The sequence below is a fragment of the Stenotrophomonas sp. STEN031 genome (assembly GCF_056759975.1).
In genome coordinates, this window is sequence record NZ_JBRREA010000047.1 from 1 (window position 1) to 24,404 (window position 24,404).

The window sequence follows — 24,404 nt, forward strand, 5'->3', positions numbered from 1 at the left end:
CGCCGCGGGGCGGCGCGGCCTCCCTCCCTCCGCCCTCCCGCCCCGCCCGGGCGGCGGCGCCCCCCGCTCGCCCCCCCCCCCCCCCCGCGCCGGCGCCCCCCCCCACTACGGTCCGTGGTCCCTGAACACCTCCCCGCCAGCGCGACACTGCGTCGCACTTGCCCCCTGACATCGGCGGGCAAATAAGGGTAAAATGTCGCGCTTCCCCACATCTACCGGGCACGCCGATGCTGCGCATCCAGGCTGAAGCACTAACGTACGATGACGTTTCCCTCGTCCCCGCTCACTCCATCGTTCTGCCTAAGGACGTTGACCTCGGCACGCGGCTGACGCGCGACCTGCGGTTGAAGTTGCCGATTGTCTCGGCCGCCATGGATACCGTCACTGAAGCCCGCCTGGCGATCGCCATGGCCCAGATCGGCGGCATCGGCATCCTGCACAAGAACCTGACCGTCGAGCAGCAAGCTGCCGAAGTGGCGAAGGTCAAGAAGTTCGAATCCGGCGTCATCCGTGACCCGATCACCGTTGGTCCGGAAACCACGATCCGTGACGTGCTGGCCCTGACCCAGGCGCACAACATCTCCGGCGTGCCGGTGGTTGGCAGCGACGGCCTGCTGGCCGGCATCGTTACCCACCGTGACATGCGCTTCGAGACCGAGCTGGACGATCCGGTTCGCCACATCATGACCAAGAAGGATCGCCTGGTCACGGTGAAGGAAGGCGCGGCCTCGGACGAAGTCCTGTCGCTGCTGCACAAGAACCGCATCGAAAAAGTCCTGGTGGTCAACGACGCGTTTGAACTGCGCGGCCTGATCACGGTCAAGGACATCCAGAAGAAGACCGACAACCCCAACGCTGCCAAGGACGCCGCAACGCGCCTGCTGGTTGGCGCCGCGGTTGGCGTTGGTGGTGATACCGACCGCCGCGTCGAAGCGCTGGTTGCTGCCGGCGTTGACGTGCTGGTGGTGGACACCGCGCACGGCCATTCGCAGGGCGTTCTGGATCGCGTGCGCTGGGTAAAGAAGAACTTCCCGAACGTACAGGTCATCGGCGGCAACATCTGCACCGGCGAGGCCGCGCTGGCCCTGCTCGACAGCGGCGCCGATGCGGTCAAGGTTGGCATCGGCCCCGGCTCGATCTGCACCACGCGCGTTGTCGCGGGTGTTGGCGTGCCGCAGGTCACCGCGATCGACCTGGTTGCCGAAGCGCTGCAGGATCGCATTCCGCTGATCGCCGACGGTGGCATCCGTTACTCCGGCGACATCGGCAAGGCGCTGGCCGCTGGCGCGTCGACGGTGATGATCGGCGGCCTGCTCGCAGGTACCGAGGAATCGCCGGGTGAAACCGAGCTGTTCCAGGGCCGCTCCTACAAGAGCTACCGTGGCATGGGTTCGCTGGCTGCGATGGAGAAGGGGTCCAAGGACCGTTACTTCCAGGACGCCGCCACCGCCGACAAGCTGGTGCCGGAAGGCATCGAAGGCCGCGTGCCGTATCGCGGCCCGGTTGGCGGCATCATCCACCAGCTCATCGGTGGCCTGCGTGCGACCATGGGCTATGTGGGCTGCGCCACCATCGAAGAAATGCGCACCAAGCCGAACTTCGTCAAGATCAGCGGTGCCGGCCAACGTGAGAGCCACGTCCACGACGTGCAGATCACCAAAGAGCCGCCGAACTACCGCGCTTGAAGCGGGAGTGAGTGAAGAGGAGTGAGGAGCGAGAACAAGCTCCGAGCTCCTCTTCTTCTATACAGCGCCGGCGCTGCCGCTTTTTCTCACTTGTCACTCCTGTCTACTCACTTCTCGCTCATGACCAACATCCATAACGACAAGATCCTCATCCTCGATTTCGGCGCACAGTACACGCAGCTGATCGCGCGCCGCATCCGAGAGTTCGGTGTGTACTGCGAAATCTGGGCATGGGACCACGATCCGGCCGAGATCGCCGCCTTTGGTGCCAAGGGCATCATCCTGTCCGGCGGCCCGGAAACCACCACGCTGCCGGGTGCGCCGGCTGCGCCGCAGGAAGTGTTCGACAGCGGCCTGCCGCTGCTGGGCATCTGCTACGGCCTGCAGACCATGGCCAAGCAGTTGGGCGGTGGCACCGAAGCCGCTGACCAGCGCGAGTTCGGCCATGCCGAAGTGAAGCTGCTCGGCAACGACGCGCTGCTGGGCGGCCTGTCCGACCACAACGGCGAGCCGCGCCTGGACGTGTGGATGAGCCACGGCGACCACGTCACCCACGTGCCGCCGGGCTTCGCCATCACCGCCGTGACCGACCGCATCCCGGTGGCCGCGATGGCCAACGAAGACAAGCGTTGGTACGGGGTGCAGTTCCACCCGGAAGTGACCCACACCAAGCAGGGCTCGGCGCTGCTGAAGCGCTTCGTCACCGATATCTGCGGCTGCGCCACGCTGTGGACCGCGGCCAACATCATCGACGACCAGATCGCCCGCGTGCGTGAGCAGGTTGGCAGCGATGAAGTGATCCTCGGCCTGTCCGGCGGCGTTGATTCCTCGGTGGTCGCAGCGCTGCTGCACAAGGCCATCGGCACCCAGCTGACCTGCGTGTTCGTCGACACCGGCCTGCTGCGCTTCCAGGAAGGCGACCAGGTCATGCAGATGATGGCCGAGAACATGGGCGTCAAGGTCGTGCGCGTGAACGCGGCCGACCGTTACTTCAAGGCCCTGGAAGGCGTCAGCGATCCGGAAGCCAAGCGCAAGATCATCGGCAACCTGTTCGTCGAGATCTTCGACGAAGAGTCGAACAAGCTGAGCAACGCCAAGTGGCTGGCACAGGGCACCATCTATCCGGACGTGATCGAGTCGGCCGGCAGCAAGACCGGCAAGGCCCACGTCATCAAGAGCCACCACAATGTGGGCGGCCTGCCGGAAGACATGAAGCTCAAGCTGGTCGAGCCGCTGCGTGAGTTGTTCAAGGACGAAGTACGTCGCCTCGGCGTCGAGCTCGGCCTGCCGCGCACCATGGTCTACCGCCATCCGTTCCCGGGCCCGGGCCTGGGCGTGCGCATCCTCGGCGAAGTGAAGCGCGAATACGCAGAACTGCTGGGCAAGGCCGATGCGATCTTCATCGAAGAACTGCGTGCAGCTGATCTGTACGACAAGACCAGCCAGGCGTTTGCCGTGTTCCTGCCGGTCAAGTCGGTGGGCGTCGTTGGCGATGCGCGTGCGTATGAGTGGGTGATCGCACTGCGTGCCGTTGAGACCATCGACTTCATGACCGCGCATTGGGCGCACCTGCCGTACGACTTCCTCGGCCGCGTCTCCAACCGCATCATCAATGAACTGCGTGGCGTGTCACGCGTGGTCTACGACATCTCCGGCAAGCCGCCGGCGACGATCGAGTGGGAATGATTCCGCGTCTGGCACAGCCAGGCACCTGATGGCATGAAATGCCGCTAAGCCCGCGTAATTGCGGGCTTTTTTTTGTTTGTGTTTGGCACGATCTGGCAACGGGAGGAAGCGCCAAGCACCGTTTGAGCATGGCATTAAAGCTGGTATTATGGTTTGGCGATGCCATGATTGATGCCGATACCATGCTGCGTTCTTTTGTGTGTTCATGGTATTAATATTCTATAAGTTACTGTTTCGTAAGAAAAAATACGATAAATTCGAGATTTTTTCAGCATGGTATCGGAGACGAAGAAGGACAAGGTACATGCTGACCGATACCAAGCTGCGCAATCTCAAGCCCAGGGACAAACTCTACAAAGTGAATGACCGGGAAGGTCTCTATGTGGCAGTGACTCCAGCCGGCTCCATCTCGTTCCGTTACAACTACTCAATCAACGGTCGGCAGGAGACCATCACCTTTGGGCGTTATGGTGTCGGTGGCATCACCCTGGCCGAAGCCCGCGAGCTGTTGGGTGACGCCAAGAAGATGGTTGCGGCGGGCAAGTCGCCGGCCAAGGAGAAAGCCCGAGACAAGGCGCGGGTGAAAGATGCAGAGACGTTCGGTGCCTGGGCGGAGAAGTGGCTGCGTGGCTACCAGATGGCCGACTCCACCCGCGATATGCGCCGCTCGGTTTATGAGCGTGAGCTGAAGCCGAAATTCAGCAATCAGAAGCTGGTGGAGATCACCCACGAAGACTTGCGGGCGCTGGCTGATGCCATTGTTGAGCGAGGCGCACCGGCCACCGCCGTTCATGTGCGTGAAATCGTGTTGCAGGTATTTCGCTGGGCCATCGAGCGTGGGCAGAAGGTCGAAAACCCGGCAGAACTGGTGCGCCCAACAAGCATCGCTCGATTCGAGCCACGTGACCGAGCGTTGACGCCAGAAGAAATTGGGCTGATGTACCAGTACATGGAGCGAGTGGGCACAAGCCCAACAAACCGTGCGGCGGCCAAGCTGTTATTGCTGACGATGGTGCGCAAGAGCGAGCTGACCAATGCGACCTGGAGCGAGATCAATTTCAGCGAAGCGTTGTGGACGATTCCAAAGGAGCGGATGAAACGCCGTAACCCGCACCTGGTATTTCTGTCCCAGCAGGCTCTGGATATTTTCATTGCCATGAAAACCTTTGCCGGTGGTTCCGACTTCGTTTTGCCATCACGGTACGACTCGGATGCGCCGATGAGCGCTGCCACACTTAACCAGGTGCTGACGCTGACTTACAAGGCGGCGCAGAAAGATGGGAAGTCACTTACCAAGTTCGGACCGCATGATTTGCGGCGCACAGCCAGCACGCTGTTGCATGAGGCCGGCTACAACACCGACTGGATCGAGAAGTGCCTGGCGCACGAGCAGAAGGGCGTGAGGGCTGTCTACAACAAGGCTGAGTACCGCGAGCAGCGGGCGGCGATGTTGCAGGATTGGGCCGATATGATTGATGAGTGGACTTCGGGAGGCAGTAAGGGTTGATGTTTTTGCTATCTTTGATAGCATTGAAGTTGATGCCGTGAATTTATAAATAAGGCCGCCATTGGCATCGGGCAGGTCAATTACCGATTAGCTGCTTCGCGCAGCTACTCGATGAATAGCAACTATTCATTTGAGAGGTATTGACCCATGCAAAATATAAAGACCCTCATCAACAGGAAGAAGCTCCTGGAGATGATCCCGCTTTCGACACGAACAATTTATAACCTGGAGCAGCGAGGGGATTTTCCACGCCGTATCGCGTTAACCAGTAGAAATGTCGCCTGGGATTTGTCAGAGGTCGAAGAGTGGATTGAGGCACGTAAATCATCGGGTGATCAAGCTGCGCGACCTGGCCCTATAGAGGGCTAGTTATATGGCTCTTGATCTTATGGCGGCTTTCACGGAATTGCCGCCACCCATTGATTATGTTCTGCCTAATATGGTTGCTGGCACTGTTGGTGCTCTTGTGTCGCCTGGTGGGGCTGGTAAATCCATGTTGGCCCTTCAATTGGCTGCACAGATTGCAGGCGGGCCTGATTTACTTGAAATAGGCGAGTTTCCCACCGGGCAAGTGGTCTATCTGCCTGCTGAAGATCCACCGGCCGCTATTCACCATCGTCTGCACGCCCTTGGGGCACACCTCAGCGCAGCGGAACGGCAAGCCGTGGCTGATGGTTTGCTCATTGAACCCTTGATCGGTAAATGCCCAAACATCATGGCTGCTAGCTGGTTCGATGCTCTCAAACGAGCCGCTGAAGGTCGTCGCTTGATGATCTTGGACACTTTGCGGCGCTTCCACATTGAGGAGGAGAACGCTAGCGGGCCGATGGCGCAGGTTGTTGGGCACATGGAGGCCATAGCCGCTGATACAGGCTGCTCCATTGTGTTTCTGCACCACGCGAGTAAAAGCGCAGCCATGATGGGGTCGGGCGATCAACAGCAGGCCAGTCGTGGATCGTCCGTACTGGTTGATAACATCCGTTGGCAATCGTACCTATCCGGCATGACGCAAGGCGAGGCCGAGATACTGGGGGTCGATGATTGTCAGCGTGGGTATTTTGTCCGCTTTGGCGTCAGCAAGGCCAACTATGGCGCACCTTTTCAAGAACTCTGGTTTAGACGGCACGACGGCGGCGTGTTGAAGCCTGCTGTACTGGAGCGGCAGTGCAAGGTGAAAAGGAGACAGCGTGAAGAAGCCTAAGCATGACCTGACCCACGTCCGACATGATCCCGCGCACTGTTTGGCACCTGGCCTGTTCCGCAGCCTCAAGCGTGGCGATCGCAAACGCTGCAAGCTGGACGTGACCTACACCTTTGGCGAGGACGAATCCATGCGTTTCGTCGGATTCGAACCTCTCGGGGCCGATGATATGCGTCTTTTGCAAGGCATCGTGGCCCTTGGCGGCCCGAACGGCATCTTGCTAACCCCGGAACCGACCAGTGAGACGGGGCGACAGCTACGGCTATTCCTTGAACCCCGTTTCGAAGCCATTGAGCAAGACGGCTTGGTGGTTCGTGAGAGCCTGACCAAACTGCTCTCAGAAACGGGCATGACGGATAGCGGCGACAACATCAAGGCGCTCAAAGCCAGCCTGCTGCGCATGTCGAACGTCACCATCCTTGTGACGAAGGGACGGCGGCAAGCCGCGTTCCACCTGATGAGTCATGCTTTTGACGAGACGGACGGCAGGCTATGGGTTGCCCTGAATCCGCGTATTGCCGAAGCGATCCTGGGGCATCGTCCATATGCCCGTATCGACATGGCGGAAGTGCGGGTGCTACAGACTGATCCGGCACGGCTGATGCACCAACGGCTATGCGGCTGGATCGACCCCGGCAAATCCGGGCGCGTGGAACTGGACACGCTTTGCGGCTATGTCTGGCCAGATGAAGCCAATGCCGAAGCTATGAAAAAACGCCGTCAGACTGCCCGGAAGGCACTGGCCGAACTTGCCGCCGTGGGTTGGGTAGTGAACGAATACGCCAAGGGAAAATGGGAGATCAAGAGGCCTGGCCCCACGGCAACTGCACCCGTTTACCGTCGTAACGTTCCCTTGTTACCGTCGTAACGCTCCCCTTCTGCCGTCGTAACGTTCCCCGTCCCAATTTGGAAAACCCAGACGGTGCGCTGCTTTGCGGGCAGTTTGGGAAATCCATCCAAGATTATCTAAAGATAATCCATCATGCGCGGTGCAGCTCGCGCCTTGAGGGCGCGTTCTGACCTTGCCAATAAAGCCCTGGCGGGCTTTATCAATCGGCCATAGGCCGATGGTTTAACGCCAAGAAGAGAAGGCGGCTTCAGTGGCCGCTGAAACGCCTTGTGAGAGGGGAAAACAACCCGGAGTCCCTTATTCCATGAGCTGAAGCAGAATCTGCGTCTAACGGTGCTGGAGGGCCGCTGTGTGCACTTGTAGTTATCTGTACTGAAACCTTGGCTCGAAACGTGAAATGGCTAAGCAGTGCCCATTCGTTCGGTAAGAATAATAAGAAGATTATTATTCTTATTATTACCAAGCAGGAATGAGCCGTGTGTGTTGGACGCCCATAACCAGTAACCTGCGTGAAGGTGTCAACATCAGGAAAGGTTGCCCCTCAAGTATCAATACGTCGCCTTAGTGGTATGACGGGAGGGGAGGCAAATTTCTTGTGTTCATTGACACTTGAGGGGCGGGTTATGCCCTTCTTTTTTGGCGTCCAACTCGCCCCATCGGGGCGAATGGTTTGTGTCGATTGTTGGCATTTTAGGTTCCGATTTAAAGCCGATTGAGCAGCGATTTTGAAGCGACTATGTCGATTGCAGGCCGATTTGGTGACGATTACGGTTATGTTGCCAAGAATCGGTGTTTGTTTGACGATAAAACGCTTTACGTTCGATATGCGCTAGATTTTCAATAGTGGGTGAAATGCGGGCAGGATGGGTGAAGTTAGCTAACCGGCAAGCCGGTTATCTATCTTCACTGTCCCTTATTCGCGCCGGGGGCACTCAACGGGAATCCTGCCCTGCGGGGCTGATCGGCTACCGCCGGTTGCAAGAGTATAGGTCTTGCTATTTTTAATATCTTTGATAGCATGGTTGTCGGGTACACCAAAAGGGTATTGATATGGCAAATGTGCTTATCAGGAATTTACCCGCCGAGGTGCACCGTGCGTTGAAAGTTCGAGCAGCGCTCAACGATAGGAGCACCGACGCGGAAATACGCGAAATACTGACGGCGGCAGTACAGCCGCTAGAGCTTGAAGAGATTGGCCGGGAAGTTGGCTTGTCCGAAAGCGATAAAAAAACAGAGTAGTTTTACGTTTGTAAGTCCGGGCCTCAGCGCCAAGGGCAATACCGATCAGCTAGTGGCGTAGCTCTTCGATGAAACGTTGCCGAGAACAAGCACAACGCTTGGTCAAGGCAATGCCTTCTTTTCATCGACGGAGTACGACCATGAAGTCCAAAATTTTAGCGGCTAAAAAAACCGCTCTAGCCGTTGCACTCGCAACCGGCTTTATCACCACTACCACCGCCCCTGTGCAAGCTGGTATCCCCGTCATCGACGGCGGCAACCTGGCCCAGAACATCATGACGGCCATCGAGTCGGTGGCGCAGACGCTCAAGCAGATTGAGCAGTACCAGACCCAGTTGCAGCAGTACGAAAATCAGCTCCAGAACACGATGGCCCCAGCCGCGTATATCTGGGATCAGGCGCAGACTACGATCAACCGGCTGATTGCCGCGCAAAACACGCTGGCCTATTACGAGAACCAGCTAGGCAGCCTGGATCGTTACCTGGCCAAGTTTCAGGACGTGGCCTATTACCGCAGCTCGCCATGCTTCAACGGCAGCGGCGGATGCACGCCGGCCGAAAAGGCAGCGATGGAAGAGAACCGCCGCCTGGCGTCAGAGTCGCAAAAGAAGGCCAACGATGCCCTGTTCCAGACCGTTGCCGACCAGCAAAAGGCTTTGAAGGATGACGCCCGTACCCTGGAGCGGCTGCAAGGCGCGGCCCAGGGTGCAACTGGCCAGCTACAGGCCATCGGCTACGCCAACCAGCTCGCCAGCCAGCAGGCCAATCAGCTCTTGCAGATTCGCACCATGTTGACCGCCCAACACAACGCGGAGGCAGCCCGGATTGCAGCAGAACTCGATGCCGAGGCGCGAGGTGATGCCAGGGCCGAGCAAATGCGTACCTGGACGTTTCGCCCGAGTCCGGCAGACAACTACTAGGGAGGCGGTGAGATGAAAAAAATCTTTTTTACTACCGCGGCTACGTTGCTGTTGTTGGCTGGATGTGAACAGGAAAGGATGCCCGAACCAAATGCGGCGACGTGTGCCCCCGATGCGTTCCAGGCAGCACTGAATGAAATGCGCAGCGAAGCGAACCGAGAGGCCTTTACCGAGGAATGCAGAGCATTCCAGAAGGCCAAGCAGATGCGTCAGTGGGAGTTCAAGCCCAGCCCTAAAGATGATTATTGAGGTGGTCGCCATGAGAAAGAAAATTGCTCTAGGTGGCTTGATGATGGTCGCCACAATGGTGCTGGCTGAACCTGCAATGGCGCAGGAGCTAAGTAGCAGCGGTGTTATGAATGATGTGCTCAAGCGTTTTCATGATGCTGCCGCAACATGGGGGCCAGCTATTGAGTCCGCTGCATCGCGTTTGTTCTGGACGCTGGTTGTGATTTCGATGGTCTGGACATTCGGCATGATGGCTTTGCGCAAGGCCGACATTGGCGAGTTCTTCGCGGAGTTCGTTCGCTTCACGATCTTCACCGGCTTTTTCTGGTGGTTGCTGACGAATGCGAACCAGGGCATGAATATCGCCGGTACGATTGTTCAGTCATTGCAAACTCTGGGCGCGCAGGCGGGGGGACTTTCCAATAGCAATCTTGGGCCCTCCAGCATCCTTGATCTTGGTTTCGAGTTATACAACCGCACAGTACAGGCCACCTCGGAGCTGGGATGGCGGCAGATGGCAACTGCTCTGGTCATGGAGCTAATGGCCCTGGCTGTTTTGTTTGTCCTGGCGTTGATTGCGGTCAACCTGTTGCTGTTGCTCGCATCAGCCTGGATTCTGTTGTATGCCGGTGTGTTCTTCCTTGGCTTTGGTGGAAGTCGTTGGACTTCCGACATGGCGATCAATTACTACAAGACCGTGCTGGGCCTGGCCGCACAGCTTATGGCAATGGTGCTTCTGGTTGCGATTGGCAAAGAGTTCATCAATCACTACTACACGCAAATCAGCGAGAACATGGCATCCCAGGAACTGGCCGTGATGTTGGTTATATCGGTCATCTTGCTTTTCTTGGTCAACAAAGTTCCGCCGATGATTTCTGGTCTTGTGTCTGGTGGTGGTATTGGCGCAGCCGGTGGAATTGGAAACTTCGGTGCGGGTGCGGCAGTTGGGGCGGCGGTGACGGCGGCCAGTATGGCAACTGGCGGCGCTGCCCTGGCAGGTAAAGCGGTTATGGGTGCCGCAGCCGGTGCAGCCGGAGGTGCAAGTGCACTCCAAGCGGCTTTTCAGAAAGCATCAGCGAGTATGGAAACCGGCGGTGACATGTCCAGCATGGGGTCAGTTGTCAGCAGTGGCGGAAACGGTGGTGGTGAAGCGGGTACTGCTGGCAGTAGCCCATTCGCCCAAGCGGCTGGCTTTGGTGACAGCGGCAGTAGCTCAAGCGGTGGCGGCTTTGCCAAGGCCGCGAAGCTGGCCACAGGCACGGCCTCCGAGTTAGCCAAGGGTGTCGGCTCTCAAGTGAAGCAGGGATTCCAGGAGCGAGTGAGCGAAACCACAGGCGGAAAACTGGCTGCTTCGATACGCGAAAGCATGGAGCCGAAAGAAGCAAGCCAATCTGGCCAGTTCGAGGGCAATAGCTTGGGCGCCGATTCTGGCCCAGATAGTAACGAAGTCAGGAGTTAGCACGATGACGACATCAACATACATGGCCGCATTGGCGGCCCTGGATGAAGCGCCAAGGGAAGAAGTCAGCCAGGTATTTATTTCGCCGCTGGGTGATCAATCGACCGAGGTCGATGCAGAGACAGAAACAGCCGCTTTTGTATCACGGCCAGACCCTATGAGAGAGAGCGAAACTAAGCCGATAAGTATTGAGGTTAATGGCGGCAGGAATGAGCGGTCAGCATTCGCGGAGGCGGCGGGGCTGTACCTGTAGGCGCACCGGGCTGGCCACAACCAGCCCGGCACTTTCAATCAACACCTACTGGAGAGGTGAATTATGACAACACAACATATTATCGAACCAGGGCAAGCAGTGCATCAAGCAGCGGCTATTCTTTCTTCTTTGGAGTACATCAACCAAGCGGAAGCGCGGAGCCTTGGGCCATTGGCCGAAGCCGTCGCTAATGCTTTTATGGTGGTGTACTACCAAGCTGAAACGGGCCGGGCGACACAGGCTGATTTTCAAGAAGCAATGAACGCCTTGCGCCAAGCGTGCAGCTAATGACGAAAGGGCGGCCACTCGAACTGGCCGCCTTTTTCAATCTTCACTGTTTGGCCATTCCCGACCCACAGACGGCGCATCCATCCATTCGCGTTCCTCCGGCGGCAGCGGGTAAGCCCCGGATGCTTCCGCGTCGGCCAGTAGTTCGGCCAGTGTGTAGCGCACCCGACCAGTGGAAACGGCGCGGGCCGTGTCGGCCTTCTCATGCAGCCTGTTCTCTAGGTTCTTTGGGTCTGTCATCGGGCGACCTCAGCAAGCATGGATACTAGGTGTTCCAGGTCAGTGATCGAATGCGCCAGGAAGCGGCCGGCGCGGCAATCTGCAATCATTTCCTCAGTTTTTTCCTACTCATGTTCAACCTCGTTCGTACCAGCTCTTCGAGCGATTCACCACGCGCACGACCAGCAGCATCACCGGCACTTCGACCAGGACGCCGACCACGGTTGCCAATGCAGCGCCGGAGTGCAGACCGAACAAGCTGATGGCGGCCGCCACGGCCAGCTCGAAGAAGTTGCTGGCACCGATCAGGGCCGAAGGACAGGCGACAGAGTGCTTTTCCCCCGCCCGCTTGTTCAGCCAGTAGGCTAACCCGGAATTGAAGAACACTTGAATCAAGATCGGCACGGCTAGCATGGCGATCACTAACGGCTGCCGGATGATGGCCTCGCCCTGGAAGGCGAACAGTAGAACCAACGTCAGCAGCAGCGCGGCCATCGACCACGGCCCGATCTTCTGCATGGCCCGTTCAAAGGCGGCCTGTCCTTGCTTGAGCAGATGCCGCCGCAAGAGCTGCGCCAGGATCACCGGCACGATGATGTAGAGCACGACCGAAATCAGCAGCGTGTCCCAAGGCACCGAGATCGAGGACATGCCCAGCAGCAGGCCGACGATGGGCGCGAAGGCCACGATCATGATGGCGTCGTTCAGAGCCACTTGCGAGAGCGTGAAAAGCGGGTCGCCGTTGGTAAGGCGGCTCCACACGAACACCATTGCCGTGCAGGGCGCGGCGGCCAGCAAGATCAAGCCCGCGATGTAGCTGTCCAGTTGATCGGCCGGCAGGAACGGAGCGAACACTTGTCGGATGAACAGCCACCCCAGCAGGGCCATCGAGAATGGCTTGACGGCCCAATTCACGAACAGCGTGACGCCGATGCCGCGCCAATGCTCTTTGACCTGGTGCAGCGCCCCGAAGTCGATCTTGACCAGCATCGGGACGATCATTACCCAAATCAGCAGGCCCACCGGCAAATTGACCTGGGCCACTTCCATGCGGCCTATGGCCTGGAACACGTCAGGAAGGCCCTGGCCGAGCGCAACACCGGCGACGATGCACAGGGCCACCCACAGCGTCAGGTAACGCTCGAAGCCGCTCATCGGGGCCTGGCGCGGCTTCGCGGCGATGGCCTGTGCGCCGGCGCTCATGCTTCCTGCTCGGTCTTGCCGATGTTCGCCAGCTCGCGCTTGATGGCCGTCTGGTCAAGCATTTTGAGAGGCAGATTCACGAACAGGCGGACGCGGTTCATCATGTGCCGGAAGGTTTGTTCGAAGGCCCGGCGCTTCTCGGCGTCAGTGCCTTCGACGGCGGCCGGGTCTTCAAATCCCCAATGCGCCGAGATCGGCTGACCAGGCCACACCGGACACATTTCGCCGGCGGCGTTGTCGCAGACGGTGATGATGAAGTCCATCTTCGGTGCGTCGGGCGTGGCGTACTCGTCCCAGCTCTTGCTGCGCAGATTCTCGGTCGGGTAATTCACCGACTCCACCTTTTCGACGGCGAAGGGATTGACCTTGCCGGTTGGGTGACTGCCGGCGCTGTAGGCGCGGAAGCGCCCTTGCCCCATCGTGTTGATGAGAGCTTCGGCCATGATGCTGCGCGCCGAATTGCCGGTGCAGAGGATGAGGACGTTATAGATTCTTTCGGTCATGATGTTTCGCTTTCTGGTAGTGGCTGGGGAGCAATGGCGATGGATGAAAGATCGGTGGCCTCGTCGATGACGTGGCCGGCCGCTTTCCGTTCGGAATAGCGGTCTGTCAGTGCTTCACGGTGCGGCCGTACCAGCGCCGTGAAGCGCACCAGTTCTTCCATCACATCGGCTATTCGGTCGTAGTACGGCGAGGGCTTCATGCGGCCCGCCGCGTCGAACTCTTGGAACGCTTTGGCGATACTCGACTGGTTCGGAATGGTGAACATTCGCATCCAGCGGCCGAGCAGACGCAAGGTGTTCACGGCGTTGAAGCTCTGCGAGCCGCCGGATACCTGCATCACGGCCAGGGTGCGGCCTTGGGTCGGCCGGATGCCGGCCATTTCAAGCGGCAGATGGTCAATCTGCGCCTTCATGACACTGGTAATCTGACCGTGGCGTTCCGGGCTGCACCAGACTTGTCCCTCTGACCACTCGGACAGGGCGCGCAGCTCCTTGACGGCCGGGTGATCGTCGCTTTGCACTTGATCGGGCAACGGCAAATCGGACGGGTCGAAGATGCGTGTTTCTGCGCCAAAGAATTGCAGCAGCCGGGCCGCTTCCTCGACGGCCAGCCGTGAGAACGAGCGGGCGCGCAGCGAGCCATACAGCAGCAGGATACGCACCGGCGGGGCGTCGGGTGCCAGCCCGAGCGCCGGGCGCTCGATGGCAAAGGATTTGTCCAAAGCGGGCAAAGAATCGGGGTCGGAAAGATGGCGAAGTCTCATGCCAACACCTTCCCGGCTTCCGTGGTGCAAGACAGGTTGCACACCTGGCCGCCGCAGCAGTTTTCCGTGAGAAAGGCCACCAGGTTAGTGGCCGTCGAAAAGTTCGCCTCGTAGATCACAAATCGGCCTTCTTGCCGCGACGTGACCATGCCGGCGTGTGCCAGCTCTTTCAGGTGGAAGGATAGCGAAGACGGCGGGATGCCGGCCGCTTCGCTGATTTTTCCGGCGGCCATGCCGGCGGGGCCGGCCTGGACGAGAAGCCGGAACACCGCGAGGCGCGATTCTTGAGCGATGGCCGCCAGGGCGGCTACAGCATTTATCGTTTCCATGTTTCAATAATAGTCGAAATATGGAGTGTGCTCAATAGCTCATTTAAGCTGTAAAAATGAGCTAGGCGCATTTAGATCGATATGTGATAAATTGGCCTGCCAGTTTAAGATGGGTGCATTTGAGTATGCCCAAAGGAGCCCGCAAGTATGCGCAGGACGAAGCCAGTAGCCGCGCCGATGGTGGCGCGGGTCTATCTGCGCGTCAGCACCGACGCGCAGGACTTGGAACGCCAAGAGGCGATCACTACGGCCGCGAAGGCCGCCGGCTACTACGTCGCCGGCATCTACCGTGAGAAGGCATCCGGCGCACGCGCCGACCGGCCTGAGCTGCTGCGCATGATCGGCGACCTACAGCCCGGCGAGGTGGTCATTGCCGAGAAGATCGACCGCATCAGCCGCCTACCTTTGCCCGAGGCCGAGCGCCTGGTGGCCTCGATACAGGCCAAAGGCGCACGCCTGGCCGTCCCTGGCGTGGTCGATCTATCCGACCTGGCGGCCGAGGCCCAGGGCGTCGCCAAGATCGTGCTGGAAGCCGTGCAGATCATGCTTTTTCGCCTGGCCTTGCAGATGGCCCGCGACGACTACGAGGACAGGCGCGAACGCCAGCGCCAAGGCATTGAGTTGGCCCGCCAGGCCGGGCGGTACAAGGGCCGCCGTGCTGATCCGAAGCGCCGCGCCCAAGTTGTCGCGCTGCGCAAGTCCGGCTACAGCATCAACAAGACCGCCGATCTGGCCGGGTACAGTGCGGCCCAGGTGAAACGGATATGGGCCGAGGTCAGCCAGGCCGAAGCGAAGCAGCACGGCGCGTTCGTGGAGGACGCATTGACGGAAGCCGATGCCCTGGCCGCTGTCGGCCAGGATGAGCGCCAGGAGGAAAGGGCATGAAGAAGCCGAACCAAGACGACGAGCCGTTTTTCATCACCGAGGAGATTGCGGCCGAAATGATCGCCGGCGGCTATGAGTTCGAGCTGCCGCCCATTCCTTGCACCATCCGCCTACGCGACGTGCTGGAGCGCATGACCGATGCTGAGCTAGCATTGCAGCCGGGCGAGATCGCCGACCAGGAGCGTGAACGCTGCCGGCGCAAGCCGTGTTCAACCTCATGATCTGGTCATGGTATTTTTCATGGCACTGAGCCTGATAGTTCTTGCAAATTGTTGTCACTAAAGGGTTTTGTGTGCTTGTTTACAATCGAGTGGGAGTGACGGGCACTGGCTGGCAATGTCTAGCAACGGCAGGCATTTCGGCTGAGGGTAAAAGAACTTTCCGCTAAGCGATAGACTGTATGTAAACACAGTATTGCAAGGACGCGGAACATGCCTCATGTGGCGGCCAGGACGGCCAGCCGGGATCGGGATACTGGTCGTTACCAGAGCCACCGACCCGAGCAAACCCTTCTCTATCAGATCGTTGACGAGTATTACCCGGCATTCGCTGCGCTTATGGCAGAGCAGGGAAAGGAATTGCCGGGCTATGTGCAACGGGAATTTGAAGAATTTCTCCAATGCGGGCGGCTGGAGCATGGCTTTCTACGGGTTCGCTGCGAGTCTTGCCACGCCGAGCACCTGGTCGCTTTCAGCTGTAAGCGTCGCGGTTTCTGCCCGAGCTGTGGGGCGCGGCGGATGGCCGAAAGTGCCGCCTTGCTGGTTGATGAAGTACTGCCTGAACAACCCATGCGTCAGTGGGTGTTGAGCTTCCCGTTTCAGCTGCGTTTCCTGTTTGCCAGCCGGCCCGAGATCATGGGGTGGGTGCTGGGCATCGTTTACCGCGTCATTGCCACGCACCTGGTCAAGAAAGCGGGCCATACCCACCAAGTGGCCAAGACGGGCGCGGTCACCCTGATCCAGCGTTTTGGATCGGCGCTCAATCTGAATGTTCACTTCCACATGCTGTTTCTCGACGGTGTGTATGTCGAGCAATCCCACGGCTCAGCGCGTTTCCGCTGGGTCAAGGCGCCGACCAGCCCAGAGCTCACCCAGCTGACGCACACCATCGCCCACCGGGTGGGTCGCTATCTGGAACGGCAAGGCCTGCTGGAACGGGATGTCGAAAACAGCTATCTGGCCTCGGATGCGGTGGATGACGACCCGATGACACCCCTGCTGGGGCACTCGATCACTTACCGTATCGCTGTCGGTTCACAGGCGGGGCGAAAGGTGTTCACTTTGCAAACTCTGCCGACCAGTGGTGATCCGTTCGGTGACGGGATTGGCAAGGTAGCCGGGTCCAGCCTGCACGCCGGCGTGGCGGCCAGGGCCGATGAACGCAAGAAGCTCGAACGGCTGTGCCGGTACATCAGCCGCCCGGCGGTATCCGAGAAGCGGCTGTCGTTAACACGAGGCGGCAACGTGCGCTACCAGCTCAAGACGCCGTACCGGGACGGCACCACGCACGTCATTTTCGAACCATTGGATTTCATTGCAAGGCTGGCCGCCCTGGTACCGAAGCCCAGAGTCAACCTAACCCGCTTCCACGGGGTGTTCGCACCCAACAGTCGGCACCGGGCGTTGGTCACGCCGGCAAAACGGGGCAGGGGCAACAAGGTCAGGGTGGCTGATGAACCGGCAACACCAGCACAACGGCGAGCGTCGATGACATGGGCGCAACGGCTCAAGCGTGTTTTCAATATCGACATCGAGACCTGCAGCGGCTGCGGCGGCGCCATGAAAGTCATCGCCTGCATTGAAGACCCTATAGTGATCAAGCAGATCCTTGATCACCTGAAGCACAAAGCCGAAACCAGCGGGACCAGGACGTTACCCGAAAGCCGGGCGCCACCGGCTGAGCTGCTCCTGGGTCTGTTTGACTGACGAGCCTGAAGGCCAACGATACCAATCAAAATGCTGCGTTCACAGCGCCGCGGCAGGGATCCGCCGTGCTGGTTGTCGGAAAAGGAGCCGCTAGTGGGAAAGAGGAGGGTAAATTTTCAGCGTTGCTGGCTCCCCGTCAGCCGGATTGGGTTGCATCGCAGGGGTGTCGAAAGAGTCAACTGCGGTCCAAAGCTGTTGGACTTGGGTGAAAAGGGCGTTTATTCTTCCTATACGTTGTCGGCAGCGGGCCAAAAAGGAATACGTCCATGCCCATCGAGGTGAAACCGGCTGTGAGCGCGGGTTCAAGCATATAGCCCGACAGGCGCGTATCCTTGCCGATCACGACACGATGGCGGTGGTCACCGCGACGAAAGACACGGCCAGCCGCCATGCCGACGCGCAAGGCGGTTTCCGCCGTCATCGCGCCTTCGTTGGCTTTGCCACGAATACCGTCTGTGCCGAAATATTTGCGCACCATAAGGTCGATTATCCTGTCGTCGGGTCGCCCTCAAAGGGGACATGCCTGCTGAACCGCGAATATAGAGAAATATCCCGAATGTGCAGTTAACGAATTCTTGCGGTTTCTTTCAGCGCCGCCAATACCGCCAGCCCGTCGCGCAAGGGGCGCGGCTCGTGTGTGCGGATGAAGTCAGCTCCACCTGCGGCGGCGGCAAGCTCTGCAGCGAGTGTCGCGGCCCCGACATCCCCCGGACCACGGCCTGTGAGCGCGCGCAGAAAGGATTTGCGCGAAACAGACAGAAGCACCGGCAAATCGAAGCGCAGCCGCAATTCATCGAACCGCGCCAGCACCGAGAGCGAGGTTTCGGGAGCAGCCCCCAGAAAAAACCCCATGCCGGGATCAAGGACAAGGCGGTTGCGTTTGATACCGGCACCCGTCAGCGCCGCGATGCGCGCGTCAAAGAACGCCGCAATGTGATCCATGATGTCGCCAGCGGGTGCCTCGCGCCGATCTGCCTGCCCGTCTTGCACCGAATGCATAACGACGAGTTTGGCAGATGATTTCGCCAATTGCGGATAGAACGCAGCGTCTGGAAAACCGCGAATATCATTGAGATAGGCCACACCACGCGACAAGGCATAGGCTTGCGTCGCGGGTTGATAACTGTCGAGCGAGACGGGAATGCCATCTGCCTTGAGCGCGTCCAGCACCGGCGCGATACGCGCGATTTCTGTGTCGGACGAAACAGGCGCGGCGTCGGGATTGCTGGATGCCGGACCGAGGTCGATCACATCTGCCCCCTCGGCCATCAGCTTACGCGCCTGCGCAATGGCTGCGTCTGGCGCCAGATACCGGCCTCCATCGGAGAAACTGTCCGAGGTTATGTTGACGATGCCGAAAATGATGAGCGATTTATTCATGGGGGCTTCTATAATAATAATCGAGCATGAGTCTCATACGGATGCTCGGGTCGAAAGGGAATCCCCAGGCGAGTAACCTGTTTGCGGTGATCCATTAGCTGCAGGAGCAGAAGAGCATACATCTGGAAGCAAAGCCAGGAAAGCGGCCTATGGAGCTGTGCGGCAGCGCTCAGTAGGCAATTTTTCAAAATATTGTTAAGCCTTTTCTGAGCATGGTATTTTTCATGGTATTACCAATTAGCAGGAAAATAAGCCATTGAATATAAAAGATAAAAATGTCTTGTTTACAATAGAGTGGGAGTGAATTGACGTCCTTCGAGGACTATCGCCAGCTATCGAAAAACTGACGTAACGTGTTGATTTAGAAGAAAATACGTCGCAACAGCTATCGGTAGCTATCGCCGGCCAGCAGAAAAAGTTGACGGTAGAGCTGACGGTAAAAATCGAGGCCGGATTAAGACACTCTCGTTCACTATTCAGACTTTTACCGTCTTTGACGGTAAAAGCCTTCTCGGGAAAGCTTGTTTCATGGGGCTTTCCGGGCATCAGCAGGTCTCCAGGTCCCTGACGGTAAAACCTGACGGTAAATCCGTCACATGCCGGAGGAAACCTCGATGCTGACCGACGCCGCACTACGTAATTTCAAGCCTAAGTCCAAGATTTATAAGACTTCTGACCGAGACGGGATGTACGTGACGGTATCGCCTGGCGGAACGATCACGTTCCGCTACGACTACCGGCTCCACGGCCGCCGCGAGACACTGACCCTCGGACGCTATGGCCCTGGTGGCATCTCGCTGGCAATGGCGCGCGAACTGCTGCTGGACGCGCGCAAAGCCGTTCTCAAGGGTGTCTCGCCCGCGCTGGAAAAGCAGCGTGAGAAACGCCGGGTGGTCGCCATCAAGACCTTCGGCGCGGCGATGGAGACGTGGCTGGCCAACGCAAGGCTGGCCGACAGCACCCGCGCCATGCGCAAGCACATCATCGACCGGGACATCCTGCCGGTCTTCCAGAATCGCCTGCTGACCGAAATCCAGGCCGAAGACCTGCGGGCCTTGTGCAACAAGGTCAAGGAGCGTGGGGCGCCGGCGACGGCGGTACAGATTCGGGACATCGTGAAGCAGGTCTACATCTACGCCATCGCCCACGGTGAGAAGGTGGATAACCCCGCCGACAGCGTGGGCGCGGCCTCGATCGCCACCTTTGTGCCGAAAGATCGTGCCTTGTCTCCGCTGGAGATCCGGCTGTTCATGCAGCAGATGGAATCGGTGGCGACCTATCCGACCATCAAGCTGGCGCTGCGCTTGATCCTGCTGACGCTGGTACGCAAGAGCGAACTGATCCACGCCACCTGGGATGAGGTCGATTTCGAGAGCAAGACCTGGACGATTCCTAAGCAGCGGATGAAGGGGCGCAACCCGCACATGGTCTATCTATCGCGCCAGACGCTCGACATCTTCGTGACGTTGCACGCCTGCGCGGCGGGATCAAGGTTCGTTTTTCCGTCTCGCTATGACGCAGAGCGGTGCATGTCCAACGCCACTTTGAATCGCGTCACGGGGCTCGTGGTGGAGGCGGCAAAGACCAAGGGACTGCCGCTGCAACCCTTCACCGTCCATGACCTGCGCCGGACCGGCTCGACGCTGTTGAACGAAATCGGCTTCAACCGAGACTGGATCGAGAAGTGCCTGGCGCACGAGGACGGGCGTTCCTCGCGCTCGGTTTACAACAAGGCCGAGTACGCCGAGCAGCGGCGCCACATGCTGCAAGAGTGGGCCAACCTCGTCGATGCCTGGGGCGGTGGGCAGACGTACGTGCCGAAGCTGTTACCGGCGAACGTGGTGGTGCCGGCGTTGAGCGCGATAGCCTGAAACAGTTGCTTGGTTGTCACTTGACAACCAAGCAACTCATCCCCATACTGGAGATCATTGATGGCTCGTTCCCCTCATCCGAAGAAAGATGTCGAGGAAGCTCTCAGGCATGCCGAAGGGCAGGGCTGGCGCGTCGAAGTCGGCGGCAGCCACGCTTGGGGGCGGATGTATTGCCCTTACAACGATGAAGAATGTCGCTGCGGCGAGTTCTGCATCACCAGCGTATGGAGCACGCCGAAAAATCCCGGCAACCACGCGCGCGCCTTGCGGCGCGTCGTGGACAACTGCATCACGCACCGGCCGCAGCGCGACGCTGATGATGGTGCCAAGGAGTAGCGCGATGGAATACACCTTCATTCTGAAATACCAGCTCGCCGACGACGACCGCGATACGGATGCACTGGTGGAGCGCCTGGGCGAAGCCGGCTGCGACGATGCCTTGATCGGCATTGGGCAGCCGGGTCGGTTGGCGCTAGAGTTCACCCGCGAGGCAGCGGATGCGGACGAGGCCGTGCGTAGCGCGCTGGCCGATGTGCGCGGCGCCGCACCGACCGCGCGATTGATCGAAGTAGCGCCGGATCTGGTGGGTCTGACTGACGTGGCCGACATTGTTGGCGTGTCGCGGCAGAACATGCGCAAGCTGATGCTGGCGCATCCGGGCAGCTTTCCGGCGCCGGTGCATGAAGGCAGCGCGTCGATCTGGCATTTGGCGGACGTATTGGCGTGGTTGCAGGCCAAGGGCAGCTACTCGTTGGCCAAAGACGTGCTGGAGGTGGCGCGGGTGGCCTTGCAGGTCAACGTGGCAAAGGAGGGGCAGCGATTGCCGCGCTCGACATCCAAGGCACTGGAGGTTTTGATTGGATGAGCGCCGCTGCTTGGCCTTATGCCTCGCTCGAACCCGCCCGGACAGGGCGGGTTTTTCGTAAGTGGACATCCGGTTTCGATACGCCGGCGCGCGGAGCCTGCTTTCGTTCTTCGACCCAGGCTTCCACTTCTGCCAAGTCCCATACCACGCAGCGTGGTGTCAGGTTGAAGCGACGTGGGAACTCACCGCGACGCTCCATTTCGTAGATCGTCGTTTCGGCGAGGGGAACGATCTGCCGCAGTTCCTGCCGGCGAATGGTGCGACGGAAGGGAAGGACACTGCGCGTTGGAAATTGCGGCAAAGCCTCGTAGGCATCCGTTCCTGGCAAGGGGAGGCCGACATCGGTGCCGGCGGTATTGGGGGCTTGCGATAGCTGTTCCACCTCGGACTCCATGGTTCTGCTGCATGGAGACATGGTGAAGTTCAATACCTATCGGGACAACTTGCTGCGGCGTAGTGGAGCGGGTTCGATGTGGTACTTGGATGTTGCGTCCCGGCGTACCGCCGTCGGGTTCGCGGGCTGCGCCCCGCGCTTCGTGCCGAATCGCGGCCATCCGGCTTTGATCCCTGACGCCTTCGGCCCTGTTGGGCCTGCGCGCTGCGCTTGCTCAACGGCGGGTGTGTGCAGTGGGCGGGGTGTGGGCGGTCTTGCTGTTCCCTTCACCATATCACGGCGTTCTCGCCGTCAAGGGCGGCGCGCGCTTGTGCGCGCTTGCGTCCTGGCGGCCGTCTGCGACCCCTGACTGCTTGCGCTGCGCCGTGCTGGCGACGGTTCCGGGCAATTCCGCCCAAGCAACCGGAGCACGATCATGTCGCAACTGTCTTTTTCCTCGTTCGATACCTCACTGATGGTGCGTGATGCGCAGGGCCGCTACCTGCTGGCGACGACTGACCAGATTCTGGAGGCCGCGCGCCAGGCTATCGAGCACAAGATGCAGCGCGGTGCGTCATTCAGTTCGCCGGTGGCGGTCAAGGAGTACCTGCGCGCCAAGCTGGCTGGGTTCGAGCACGAGGTGTTCGCCGTGCTGTTCCTGGATACGCACCATTGCTTGATCGAATATGCCGAGATGTTTCGAGGCACCATCGATAGCGCATCGGTGTATCCGCGCGAAGTGGTCAAGCAGGCGCTGCGGCTCAATGCGGCGGCGGTCATCGTTTCGCACAACCACCCGAGCGGGAATCCTGAGCCGAGCGCGGCCGACAGGGCACTGACCCAGCGGCTCAAGGAGGCGCTGGCACTTGTGGACGTTCGCATTCTGGATCACATCATCGTCGCGGGCGGCAACACCACATCATTCGCCGAACGCGGCCTGATCTGACCAAGGGGGCTTCGGCCCCCTTTTTGCTGCGTCCGGTGGCGCAACTCCGGCCCGCGCGGGCCTGCGCGCTTCGCTTGCCGAGAACCGGGGAACGTGAAGGTGCAAGGGAGGCGGTCTTGCTGTTCCCTTCATCGTGCCACGGCGTGCTCGCCGTCAAGGGCTGCGCGCCGATGGCGCTTGCGTCCTGGCGGCCGTCGTTGACCCCTGACTGCTTGCGCTGCGCCGTGCCCCGGAAGGGTCGGGCAACTCCGCCCGGCAACCTTTCAGGAGTTCACCATGAACAACGCACTCATCACTGACGAGCAGCGCGTCGTGCTGCTGGCCAATGGCTGCAAATCACTGGAGAACCCGGACTTCGATCCGGCGCCCGTGGTCAAGCTGTTCACGCCGGATGCCGGCGCGACCTGGCTGCTGACCGAGATTGATCCCGACGACCACGACCACGCCTTTGGTCTTTGCGACCTGGGCCTGGGGATGCCGGAAATCGGCTGGGTCAGCCTGGGCGAACTGGCGGCCGTGCGCGGCGGGCTGGGCCTGCCAATCGAACGTGACCTGTCTTTCCGGGCCGAAAAGCGGTTGAGCGCCTATGCGCGCGATGCGCGCCTGGCTGGGCGAATCGTTCAGTGATTGCGCGGGGCGTCGCAAGATGCCCCGTTCAAGGTTTCAGCAGATCCGGCAGGCAGTCGGCGAATGCCGGCTGGATCTTGCTCACGGGCTTGGTCACGGCTTCATCGCCGGTGAGGACAGCCATCGTCATGCCGGTCATGGTCGTCAGACCGTTCGAGCTGCGCAGCACTTGCAGCGCAAGATCGACCGGGAAGCCGTCGACACTGCGCCGAAGCGGATGAATGCCGCCATGCACGAATGAGTTCATGCCGTGCCAGGTCACATCCTTGAAGTGCAACAGCATCTGGTGCGCGGCTGCCGGCGCGCCTTGTCCGACTCGCTTGCCGATCTGCTCAATCATTTCGCTGGCGCCAGGCAAATTCTTGGCTGCCTGTTCGCTCTGCTGCGTCAGTGGCGCCAGCAACTTGTCGATCGCTGCGTCGCTAGCTGCGTAGAGCAGCCACATTGCCCGTGTCATGGCCTCGAACTGCAGGCGCATGAGGCCGACGGCAGACGTGGGCAGTCGCAGCGACATCAACGCTCGCATTGCCGCCGCATGTTCCATAGCCACCAAGCACATGCCGAGGGCAGATTCGCCACGGGGCGATCCATCGAACTCGGCATTGCCCAGCAATTCATCCAGCCGTTCGTGCAAGGCATTGGAGCGGTGAAGCATGTGCTCCAACGGGTCGTTGTTGATGATGGTTTCCTCCATAGGGGGATGGTAGGACAGTCGTGCGTCCCCGGCCAAGCAGACATGGCCGGTCGCGCTGTCGTGCTGCGCATCGAGCCGCCTGCGGTGTCTCGCCCCTTCGGGCTTCCATCGTTCCCTCGCTCCGCTCGGCTGACGCCTCCGGCCCGGCTTCCAGCTTCGGGCCTGCGCGCTTCGCTTGCCGTGCGATTCGGCAGACAGGGAAGGCCGTTGCCATGTCCAGCCGTCTCCCCTGACTTCATCACCTCCACCGCGACTGTAGCCCGCGCCCGTGTGCCGTCAAGGCGCGCAGGGCCGTGTCCTCGGCTGCGCCTGCGGGCCGCACCAACCCTGCGCTTGCCTCCTTGACGGCACCCGTTCGCGCGCTCCTGACCGTCGCGGGCGATGAACTCAGGAAAGACGGTGGCAACAGGGCCAACCGGGTTCCTCGTGCCGACCGCACCGAACAGCCGAAAGGCTGGGCTCCGAATCTAGGAATCCGGTGTGCGGTTTTCTTCAACAGCCTTT

General features: G+C 59.8%; 29 protein-coding genes. 20 read left to right on the forward strand and 9 right to left on the reverse strand.

What is annotated here, in order from left to right; all coding sequences use genetic code 11:
• The first annotated feature begins 227 nt into the window (after positions 1-227).
• From guaB to ACVOLQ_RS17245, 12 genes are all read left to right on the forward strand, one after another.
• Positions 228-1,685 (forward strand): IMP dehydrogenase, encoded by a 1,458-nt coding sequence (gene guaB / locus ACVOLQ_RS17190; protein WP_313171672.1) that lies wholly within the window; start codon positions 228-230, stop codon positions 1,683-1,685.
• Positions 1,686-1,805: 120 nt separating this feature from the next.
• Positions 1,806-3,371 carry a glutamine-hydrolyzing GMP synthase gene (gene guaA / locus ACVOLQ_RS17195; protein WP_481528763.1) on the forward strand — a complete coding sequence of 522 codons (1,566 nt, stop codon included), beginning with the start codon at positions 1,806-1,808 and terminating at the stop codon, positions 3,369-3,371.
• 304 nt (positions 3,372-3,675) lie between these two features.
• Positions 3,676-4,878 (forward strand): tyrosine-type recombinase/integrase, encoded by a 1,203-nt coding sequence (locus ACVOLQ_RS17200; protein ID WP_000954590.1) that lies wholly within the window; start codon positions 3,676-3,678, stop codon positions 4,876-4,878.
• Positions 4,879-5,025: 147 nt separating this feature from the next.
• Positions 5,026-5,247 (forward strand): helix-turn-helix transcriptional regulator, encoded by a 222-nt coding sequence (locus tag ACVOLQ_RS17205; protein WP_001179606.1) that lies wholly within the window; start codon positions 5,026-5,028, stop codon positions 5,245-5,247.
• 4 nt (positions 5,248-5,251) lie between these two features.
• Positions 5,252-6,079, forward strand: coding sequence for a helicase RepA family protein (locus ACVOLQ_RS17210; protein WP_001162384.1), 828 nt, complete (start codon positions 5,252-5,254; stop codon positions 6,077-6,079).
• Positions 6,066-6,947 carry a replication protein C, IncQ-type gene (gene repC, locus ACVOLQ_RS17215; protein WP_000743064.1) on the forward strand — a complete coding sequence of 294 codons (882 nt, stop codon included), beginning with the start codon at positions 6,066-6,068 and terminating at the stop codon, positions 6,945-6,947. Before ACVOLQ_RS17210 ends, repC begins: the two co-directional genes overlap by 14 nt.
• Positions 6,948-7,979: 1,032 nt before the next feature.
• The gene (locus tag ACVOLQ_RS17220; protein WP_000024442.1) at positions 7,980-8,168 is read left to right on the forward strand and encodes a FitA-like ribbon-helix-helix domain-containing protein; all 189 of its coding nucleotides are present in this window, start codon (positions 7,980-7,982) and stop codon (positions 8,166-8,168) included.
• Between the two features lie 140 nt (positions 8,169-8,308).
• Positions 8,309-9,088, forward strand: a complete 780-nt coding sequence (gene trbJ / locus ACVOLQ_RS17225) for a P-type conjugative transfer protein TrbJ (protein WP_000836966.1) — start codon at positions 8,309-8,311, stop codon at positions 9,086-9,088.
• 12 nt (positions 9,089-9,100) lie between these two features.
• Positions 9,101-9,337, forward strand: coding sequence for an entry exclusion lipoprotein TrbK (trbK, locus tag ACVOLQ_RS17230; protein ID WP_000718002.1), 237 nt, complete (start codon positions 9,101-9,103; stop codon positions 9,335-9,337).
• A 10-nt stretch (positions 9,338-9,347) separates the two neighbouring features.
• A complete protein-coding gene (gene trbL / locus ACVOLQ_RS17235) occupies positions 9,348-10,775 on the forward strand; it encodes a P-type conjugative transfer protein TrbL (protein ID WP_001405816.1) in 1,428 nt (475 codons plus the stop codon).
• Between the two features lie 4 nt (positions 10,776-10,779).
• Complete coding sequence (locus ACVOLQ_RS17240) at positions 10,780-11,028, forward strand: hypothetical protein (RefSeq protein WP_000213809.1); 249 nt, start codon at positions 10,780-10,782, stop codon at positions 11,026-11,028.
• Positions 11,029-11,091: 63 nt separating this feature from the next.
• A complete protein-coding gene (locus ACVOLQ_RS17245; protein ID WP_000211355.1) occupies positions 11,092-11,316 on the forward strand; it encodes a type I toxin-antitoxin system ptaRNA1 family toxin in 225 nt (74 codons plus the stop codon).
• Between the two features lie 36 nt (positions 11,317-11,352).
• On the opposite strand, the gene ACVOLQ_RS17250 is transcribed toward ACVOLQ_RS17245, so the two are convergent.
• The 5 genes from ACVOLQ_RS17250 to ACVOLQ_RS17270 form a co-directional block, all read right to left on the reverse strand.
• On the reverse strand, positions 11,353-11,556 hold the full coding sequence (locus ACVOLQ_RS17250; protein ID WP_057729319.1) for a hypothetical protein: 204 nt from the start codon (positions 11,554-11,556) through the stop codon (positions 11,353-11,355).
• 114 nt (positions 11,557-11,670) lie between these two features.
• Positions 11,671-12,690: an ACR3 family arsenite efflux transporter gene (gene arsB / locus ACVOLQ_RS17255; protein WP_005015323.1), complete on the reverse strand. Its 1,020-nt coding sequence runs from the start codon at positions 12,688-12,690 to the stop codon at positions 11,671-11,673.
• A gap of 44 nt (positions 12,691-12,734) precedes the next feature.
• A complete protein-coding gene (locus ACVOLQ_RS17260; RefSeq protein ID WP_000140066.1) occupies positions 12,735-13,241 on the reverse strand; it encodes an arsenate reductase ArsC in 507 nt (168 codons plus the stop codon).
• Positions 13,238-14,005 (reverse strand): arsenical resistance protein ArsH, encoded by a 768-nt coding sequence (gene arsH / locus ACVOLQ_RS17265; RefSeq protein ID WP_001239389.1) that lies wholly within the window; start codon positions 14,003-14,005, stop codon positions 13,238-13,240. The genes ACVOLQ_RS17260 and arsH overlap by 4 nt, the downstream gene beginning before the upstream one ends.
• A complete protein-coding gene (locus ACVOLQ_RS17270; RefSeq protein ID WP_000447876.1) occupies positions 14,002-14,334 on the reverse strand; it encodes an ArsR/SmtB family transcription factor in 333 nt (110 codons plus the stop codon). Before ACVOLQ_RS17270 ends, arsH begins: the two co-directional genes overlap by 4 nt.
• A 147-nt stretch (positions 14,335-14,481) precedes the next feature.
• On the opposite strand from ACVOLQ_RS17270, the gene ACVOLQ_RS17275 reads away from it, so the two are divergent.
• From ACVOLQ_RS17275 to ACVOLQ_RS17285, 3 genes are all read left to right on the forward strand, one after another.
• Positions 14,482-15,219, forward strand: coding sequence for a recombinase family protein (locus ACVOLQ_RS17275; RefSeq protein ID WP_481528764.1), 738 nt, complete (start codon positions 14,482-14,484; stop codon positions 15,217-15,219).
• On the forward strand, positions 15,216-15,440 hold the full coding sequence (locus ACVOLQ_RS17280) for a hypothetical protein (RefSeq protein WP_000743213.1): 225 nt from the start codon (positions 15,216-15,218) through the stop codon (positions 15,438-15,440). Before ACVOLQ_RS17275 ends, ACVOLQ_RS17280 begins: the two co-directional genes overlap by 4 nt.
• Positions 15,441-15,650: 210 nt before the next feature.
• A complete protein-coding gene (locus tag ACVOLQ_RS17285) occupies positions 15,651-17,144 on the forward strand; it encodes an IS91-like element ISCR2 family transposase (RefSeq protein ID WP_481528765.1) in 1,494 nt (497 codons plus the stop codon).
• 175 nt (positions 17,145-17,319) lie between these two features.
• Here the strand turns inward: ACVOLQ_RS17285 and ACVOLQ_RS17290 are convergent, their stop codons facing one another.
• Both ACVOLQ_RS17290 and sul2 read right to left on the reverse strand, forming a co-directional pair.
• Positions 17,320-17,622: a phosphoglucosamine mutase gene (locus tag ACVOLQ_RS17290; protein WP_000251875.1), complete on the reverse strand. Its 303-nt coding sequence runs from the start codon at positions 17,620-17,622 to the stop codon at positions 17,320-17,322.
• Positions 17,623-17,708: 86 nt separating this feature from the next.
• Positions 17,709-18,524: a sulfonamide-resistant dihydropteroate synthase Sul2 gene (gene sul2, locus ACVOLQ_RS17295; RefSeq protein WP_001043260.1), complete on the reverse strand. Its 816-nt coding sequence runs from the start codon at positions 18,522-18,524 to the stop codon at positions 17,709-17,711.
• 614 nt (positions 18,525-19,138) lie between these two features.
• Here sul2 and ACVOLQ_RS17300 point away from each other — a divergent pair.
• Genes ACVOLQ_RS17300 through ACVOLQ_RS17310 form a run of 3 tightly spaced genes read left to right on the forward strand, consistent with a single transcriptional unit; the run spans position 19,139 to position 21,260 of the window.
• On the forward strand, positions 19,139-20,395 hold the full coding sequence (locus tag ACVOLQ_RS17300) for a tyrosine-type recombinase/integrase (protein ID WP_150359707.1): 1,257 nt from the start codon (positions 19,139-19,141) through the stop codon (positions 20,393-20,395).
• 60 nt (positions 20,396-20,455) lie between these two features.
• Positions 20,456-20,731, forward strand: coding sequence for a hypothetical protein (locus ACVOLQ_RS17305; protein WP_150359708.1), 276 nt, complete (start codon positions 20,456-20,458; stop codon positions 20,729-20,731).
• Positions 20,732-20,735: 4 nt separating this feature from the next.
• Positions 20,736-21,260 carry a helix-turn-helix transcriptional regulator gene (locus ACVOLQ_RS17310; protein WP_150359709.1) on the forward strand — a complete coding sequence of 175 codons (525 nt, stop codon included), beginning with the start codon at positions 20,736-20,738 and terminating at the stop codon, positions 21,258-21,260.
• 16 nt (positions 21,261-21,276) lie between these two features.
• Here the strand turns inward: ACVOLQ_RS17310 and ACVOLQ_RS17315 are convergent, their stop codons facing one another.
• A complete protein-coding gene (locus ACVOLQ_RS17315; protein WP_150359710.1) occupies positions 21,277-21,654 on the reverse strand; it encodes a helix-turn-helix transcriptional regulator in 378 nt (125 codons plus the stop codon).
• 415 nt (positions 21,655-22,069) lie between these two features.
• Between ACVOLQ_RS17315 and radC the strand changes: the two genes are divergently transcribed.
• Positions 22,070-22,579 carry a RadC family protein gene (radC, locus tag ACVOLQ_RS17320; protein ID WP_047289094.1) on the forward strand — a complete coding sequence of 170 codons (510 nt, stop codon included), beginning with the start codon at positions 22,070-22,072 and terminating at the stop codon, positions 22,577-22,579.
• A 276-nt stretch (positions 22,580-22,855) separates the two neighbouring features.
• A complete protein-coding gene (locus ACVOLQ_RS17325) occupies positions 22,856-23,206 on the forward strand; it encodes a DUF2958 domain-containing protein (protein ID WP_150359711.1) in 351 nt (116 codons plus the stop codon).
• Between the two features lie 28 nt (positions 23,207-23,234).
• Here ACVOLQ_RS17325 and ACVOLQ_RS17330 read toward each other — a convergent pair whose 3' ends face one another.
• Positions 23,235-23,900 carry a DUF6988 family protein gene (locus ACVOLQ_RS17330; protein ID WP_150359712.1) on the reverse strand — a complete coding sequence of 222 codons (666 nt, stop codon included), beginning with the start codon at positions 23,898-23,900 and terminating at the stop codon, positions 23,235-23,237.
• Positions 23,901-24,404 lie beyond the last annotated feature (504 nt).

What these genes read in the sequence shown, in the direction of transcription:
- guaB (WP_313171672.1), top strand. Translation starts at nt 228, where the DNA reads ATGCTGCGCATCCAGGCTGAAGCACTAACGTACGATGACGTTTCCCTC.
- guaA (WP_481528763.1), top strand. Translation starts at nt 1,806, where the DNA reads ATGACCAACATCCATAACGACAAGATCCTCATCCTCGATTTCGGCGCA.
- ACVOLQ_RS17200 (WP_000954590.1), top strand. Translation starts at nt 3,676, where the DNA reads ATGCTGACCGATACCAAGCTGCGCAATCTCAAGCCCAGGGACAAACTC.
- ACVOLQ_RS17205 (WP_001179606.1), top strand. Translation starts at nt 5,026, where the DNA reads ATGCAAAATATAAAGACCCTCATCAACAGGAAGAAGCTCCTGGAGATG.
- ACVOLQ_RS17210 (WP_001162384.1), top strand. Translation starts at nt 5,252, where the DNA reads ATGGCTCTTGATCTTATGGCGGCTTTCACGGAATTGCCGCCACCCATT.
- ACVOLQ_RS17220 (WP_000024442.1), top strand. Translation starts at nt 7,980, where the DNA reads ATGGCAAATGTGCTTATCAGGAATTTACCCGCCGAGGTGCACCGTGCG.
- trbJ (WP_000836966.1), top strand. Translation starts at nt 8,309, where the DNA reads ATGAAGTCCAAAATTTTAGCGGCTAAAAAAACCGCTCTAGCCGTTGCA.
- trbK (WP_000718002.1), top strand. Translation starts at nt 9,101, where the DNA reads ATGAAAAAAATCTTTTTTACTACCGCGGCTACGTTGCTGTTGTTGGCT.
- trbL (WP_001405816.1), top strand. Translation starts at nt 9,348, where the DNA reads ATGAGAAAGAAAATTGCTCTAGGTGGCTTGATGATGGTCGCCACAATG.
- ACVOLQ_RS17240 (WP_000213809.1), top strand. Translation starts at nt 10,780, where the DNA reads ATGACGACATCAACATACATGGCCGCATTGGCGGCCCTGGATGAAGCG.
- ACVOLQ_RS17245 (WP_000211355.1), top strand. Translation starts at nt 11,092, where the DNA reads ATGACAACACAACATATTATCGAACCAGGGCAAGCAGTGCATCAAGCA.
- ACVOLQ_RS17250 (WP_057729319.1), bottom strand. Translation starts at nt 11,556, where the DNA reads ATGACAGACCCAAAGAACCTAGAGAACAGGCTGCATGAGAAGGCCGAC.
- arsB (WP_005015323.1), bottom strand. Translation starts at nt 12,690, where the DNA reads ATGAGCGGCTTCGAGCGTTACCTGACGCTGTGGGTGGCCCTGTGCATC.
- ACVOLQ_RS17260 (WP_000140066.1), bottom strand. Translation starts at nt 13,241, where the DNA reads ATGACCGAAAGAATCTATAACGTCCTCATCCTCTGCACCGGCAATTCG.
- arsH (WP_001239389.1), bottom strand. Translation starts at nt 14,005, where the DNA reads ATGAGACTTCGCCATCTTTCCGACCCCGATTCTTTGCCCGCTTTGGAC.
- ACVOLQ_RS17270 (WP_000447876.1), bottom strand. Translation starts at nt 14,334, where the DNA reads ATGGAAACGATAAATGCTGTAGCCGCCCTGGCGGCCATCGCTCAAGAA.
- ACVOLQ_RS17275 (WP_481528764.1), top strand. Translation starts at nt 14,482, where the DNA reads ATGCGCAGGACGAAGCCAGTAGCCGCGCCGATGGTGGCGCGGGTCTAT.
- ACVOLQ_RS17280 (WP_000743213.1), top strand. Translation starts at nt 15,216, where the DNA reads ATGAAGAAGCCGAACCAAGACGACGAGCCGTTTTTCATCACCGAGGAG.
- ACVOLQ_RS17285 (WP_481528765.1), top strand. Translation starts at nt 15,651, where the DNA reads ATGCCTCATGTGGCGGCCAGGACGGCCAGCCGGGATCGGGATACTGGT.
- ACVOLQ_RS17290 (WP_000251875.1), bottom strand. Translation starts at nt 17,622, where the DNA reads ATGGTGCGCAAATATTTCGGCACAGACGGTATTCGTGGCAAAGCCAAC.
- sul2 (WP_001043260.1), bottom strand. Translation starts at nt 18,524, where the DNA reads ATGAATAAATCGCTCATCATTTTCGGCATCGTCAACATAACCTCGGAC.
- ACVOLQ_RS17300 (WP_150359707.1), top strand. Translation starts at nt 19,139, where the DNA reads ATGCTGACCGACGCCGCACTACGTAATTTCAAGCCTAAGTCCAAGATT.
- ACVOLQ_RS17305 (WP_150359708.1), top strand. Translation starts at nt 20,456, where the DNA reads ATGGCTCGTTCCCCTCATCCGAAGAAAGATGTCGAGGAAGCTCTCAGG.
- ACVOLQ_RS17310 (WP_150359709.1), top strand. Translation starts at nt 20,736, where the DNA reads ATGGAATACACCTTCATTCTGAAATACCAGCTCGCCGACGACGACCGC.
- ACVOLQ_RS17315 (WP_150359710.1), bottom strand. Translation starts at nt 21,654, where the DNA reads ATGGAGTCCGAGGTGGAACAGCTATCGCAAGCCCCCAATACCGCCGGC.
- radC (WP_047289094.1), top strand. Translation starts at nt 22,070, where the DNA reads ATGTCGCAACTGTCTTTTTCCTCGTTCGATACCTCACTGATGGTGCGT.
- ACVOLQ_RS17325 (WP_150359711.1), top strand. Translation starts at nt 22,856, where the DNA reads ATGAACAACGCACTCATCACTGACGAGCAGCGCGTCGTGCTGCTGGCC.
- ACVOLQ_RS17330 (WP_150359712.1), bottom strand. Translation starts at nt 23,900, where the DNA reads ATGGAGGAAACCATCATCAACAACGACCCGTTGGAGCACATGCTTCAC.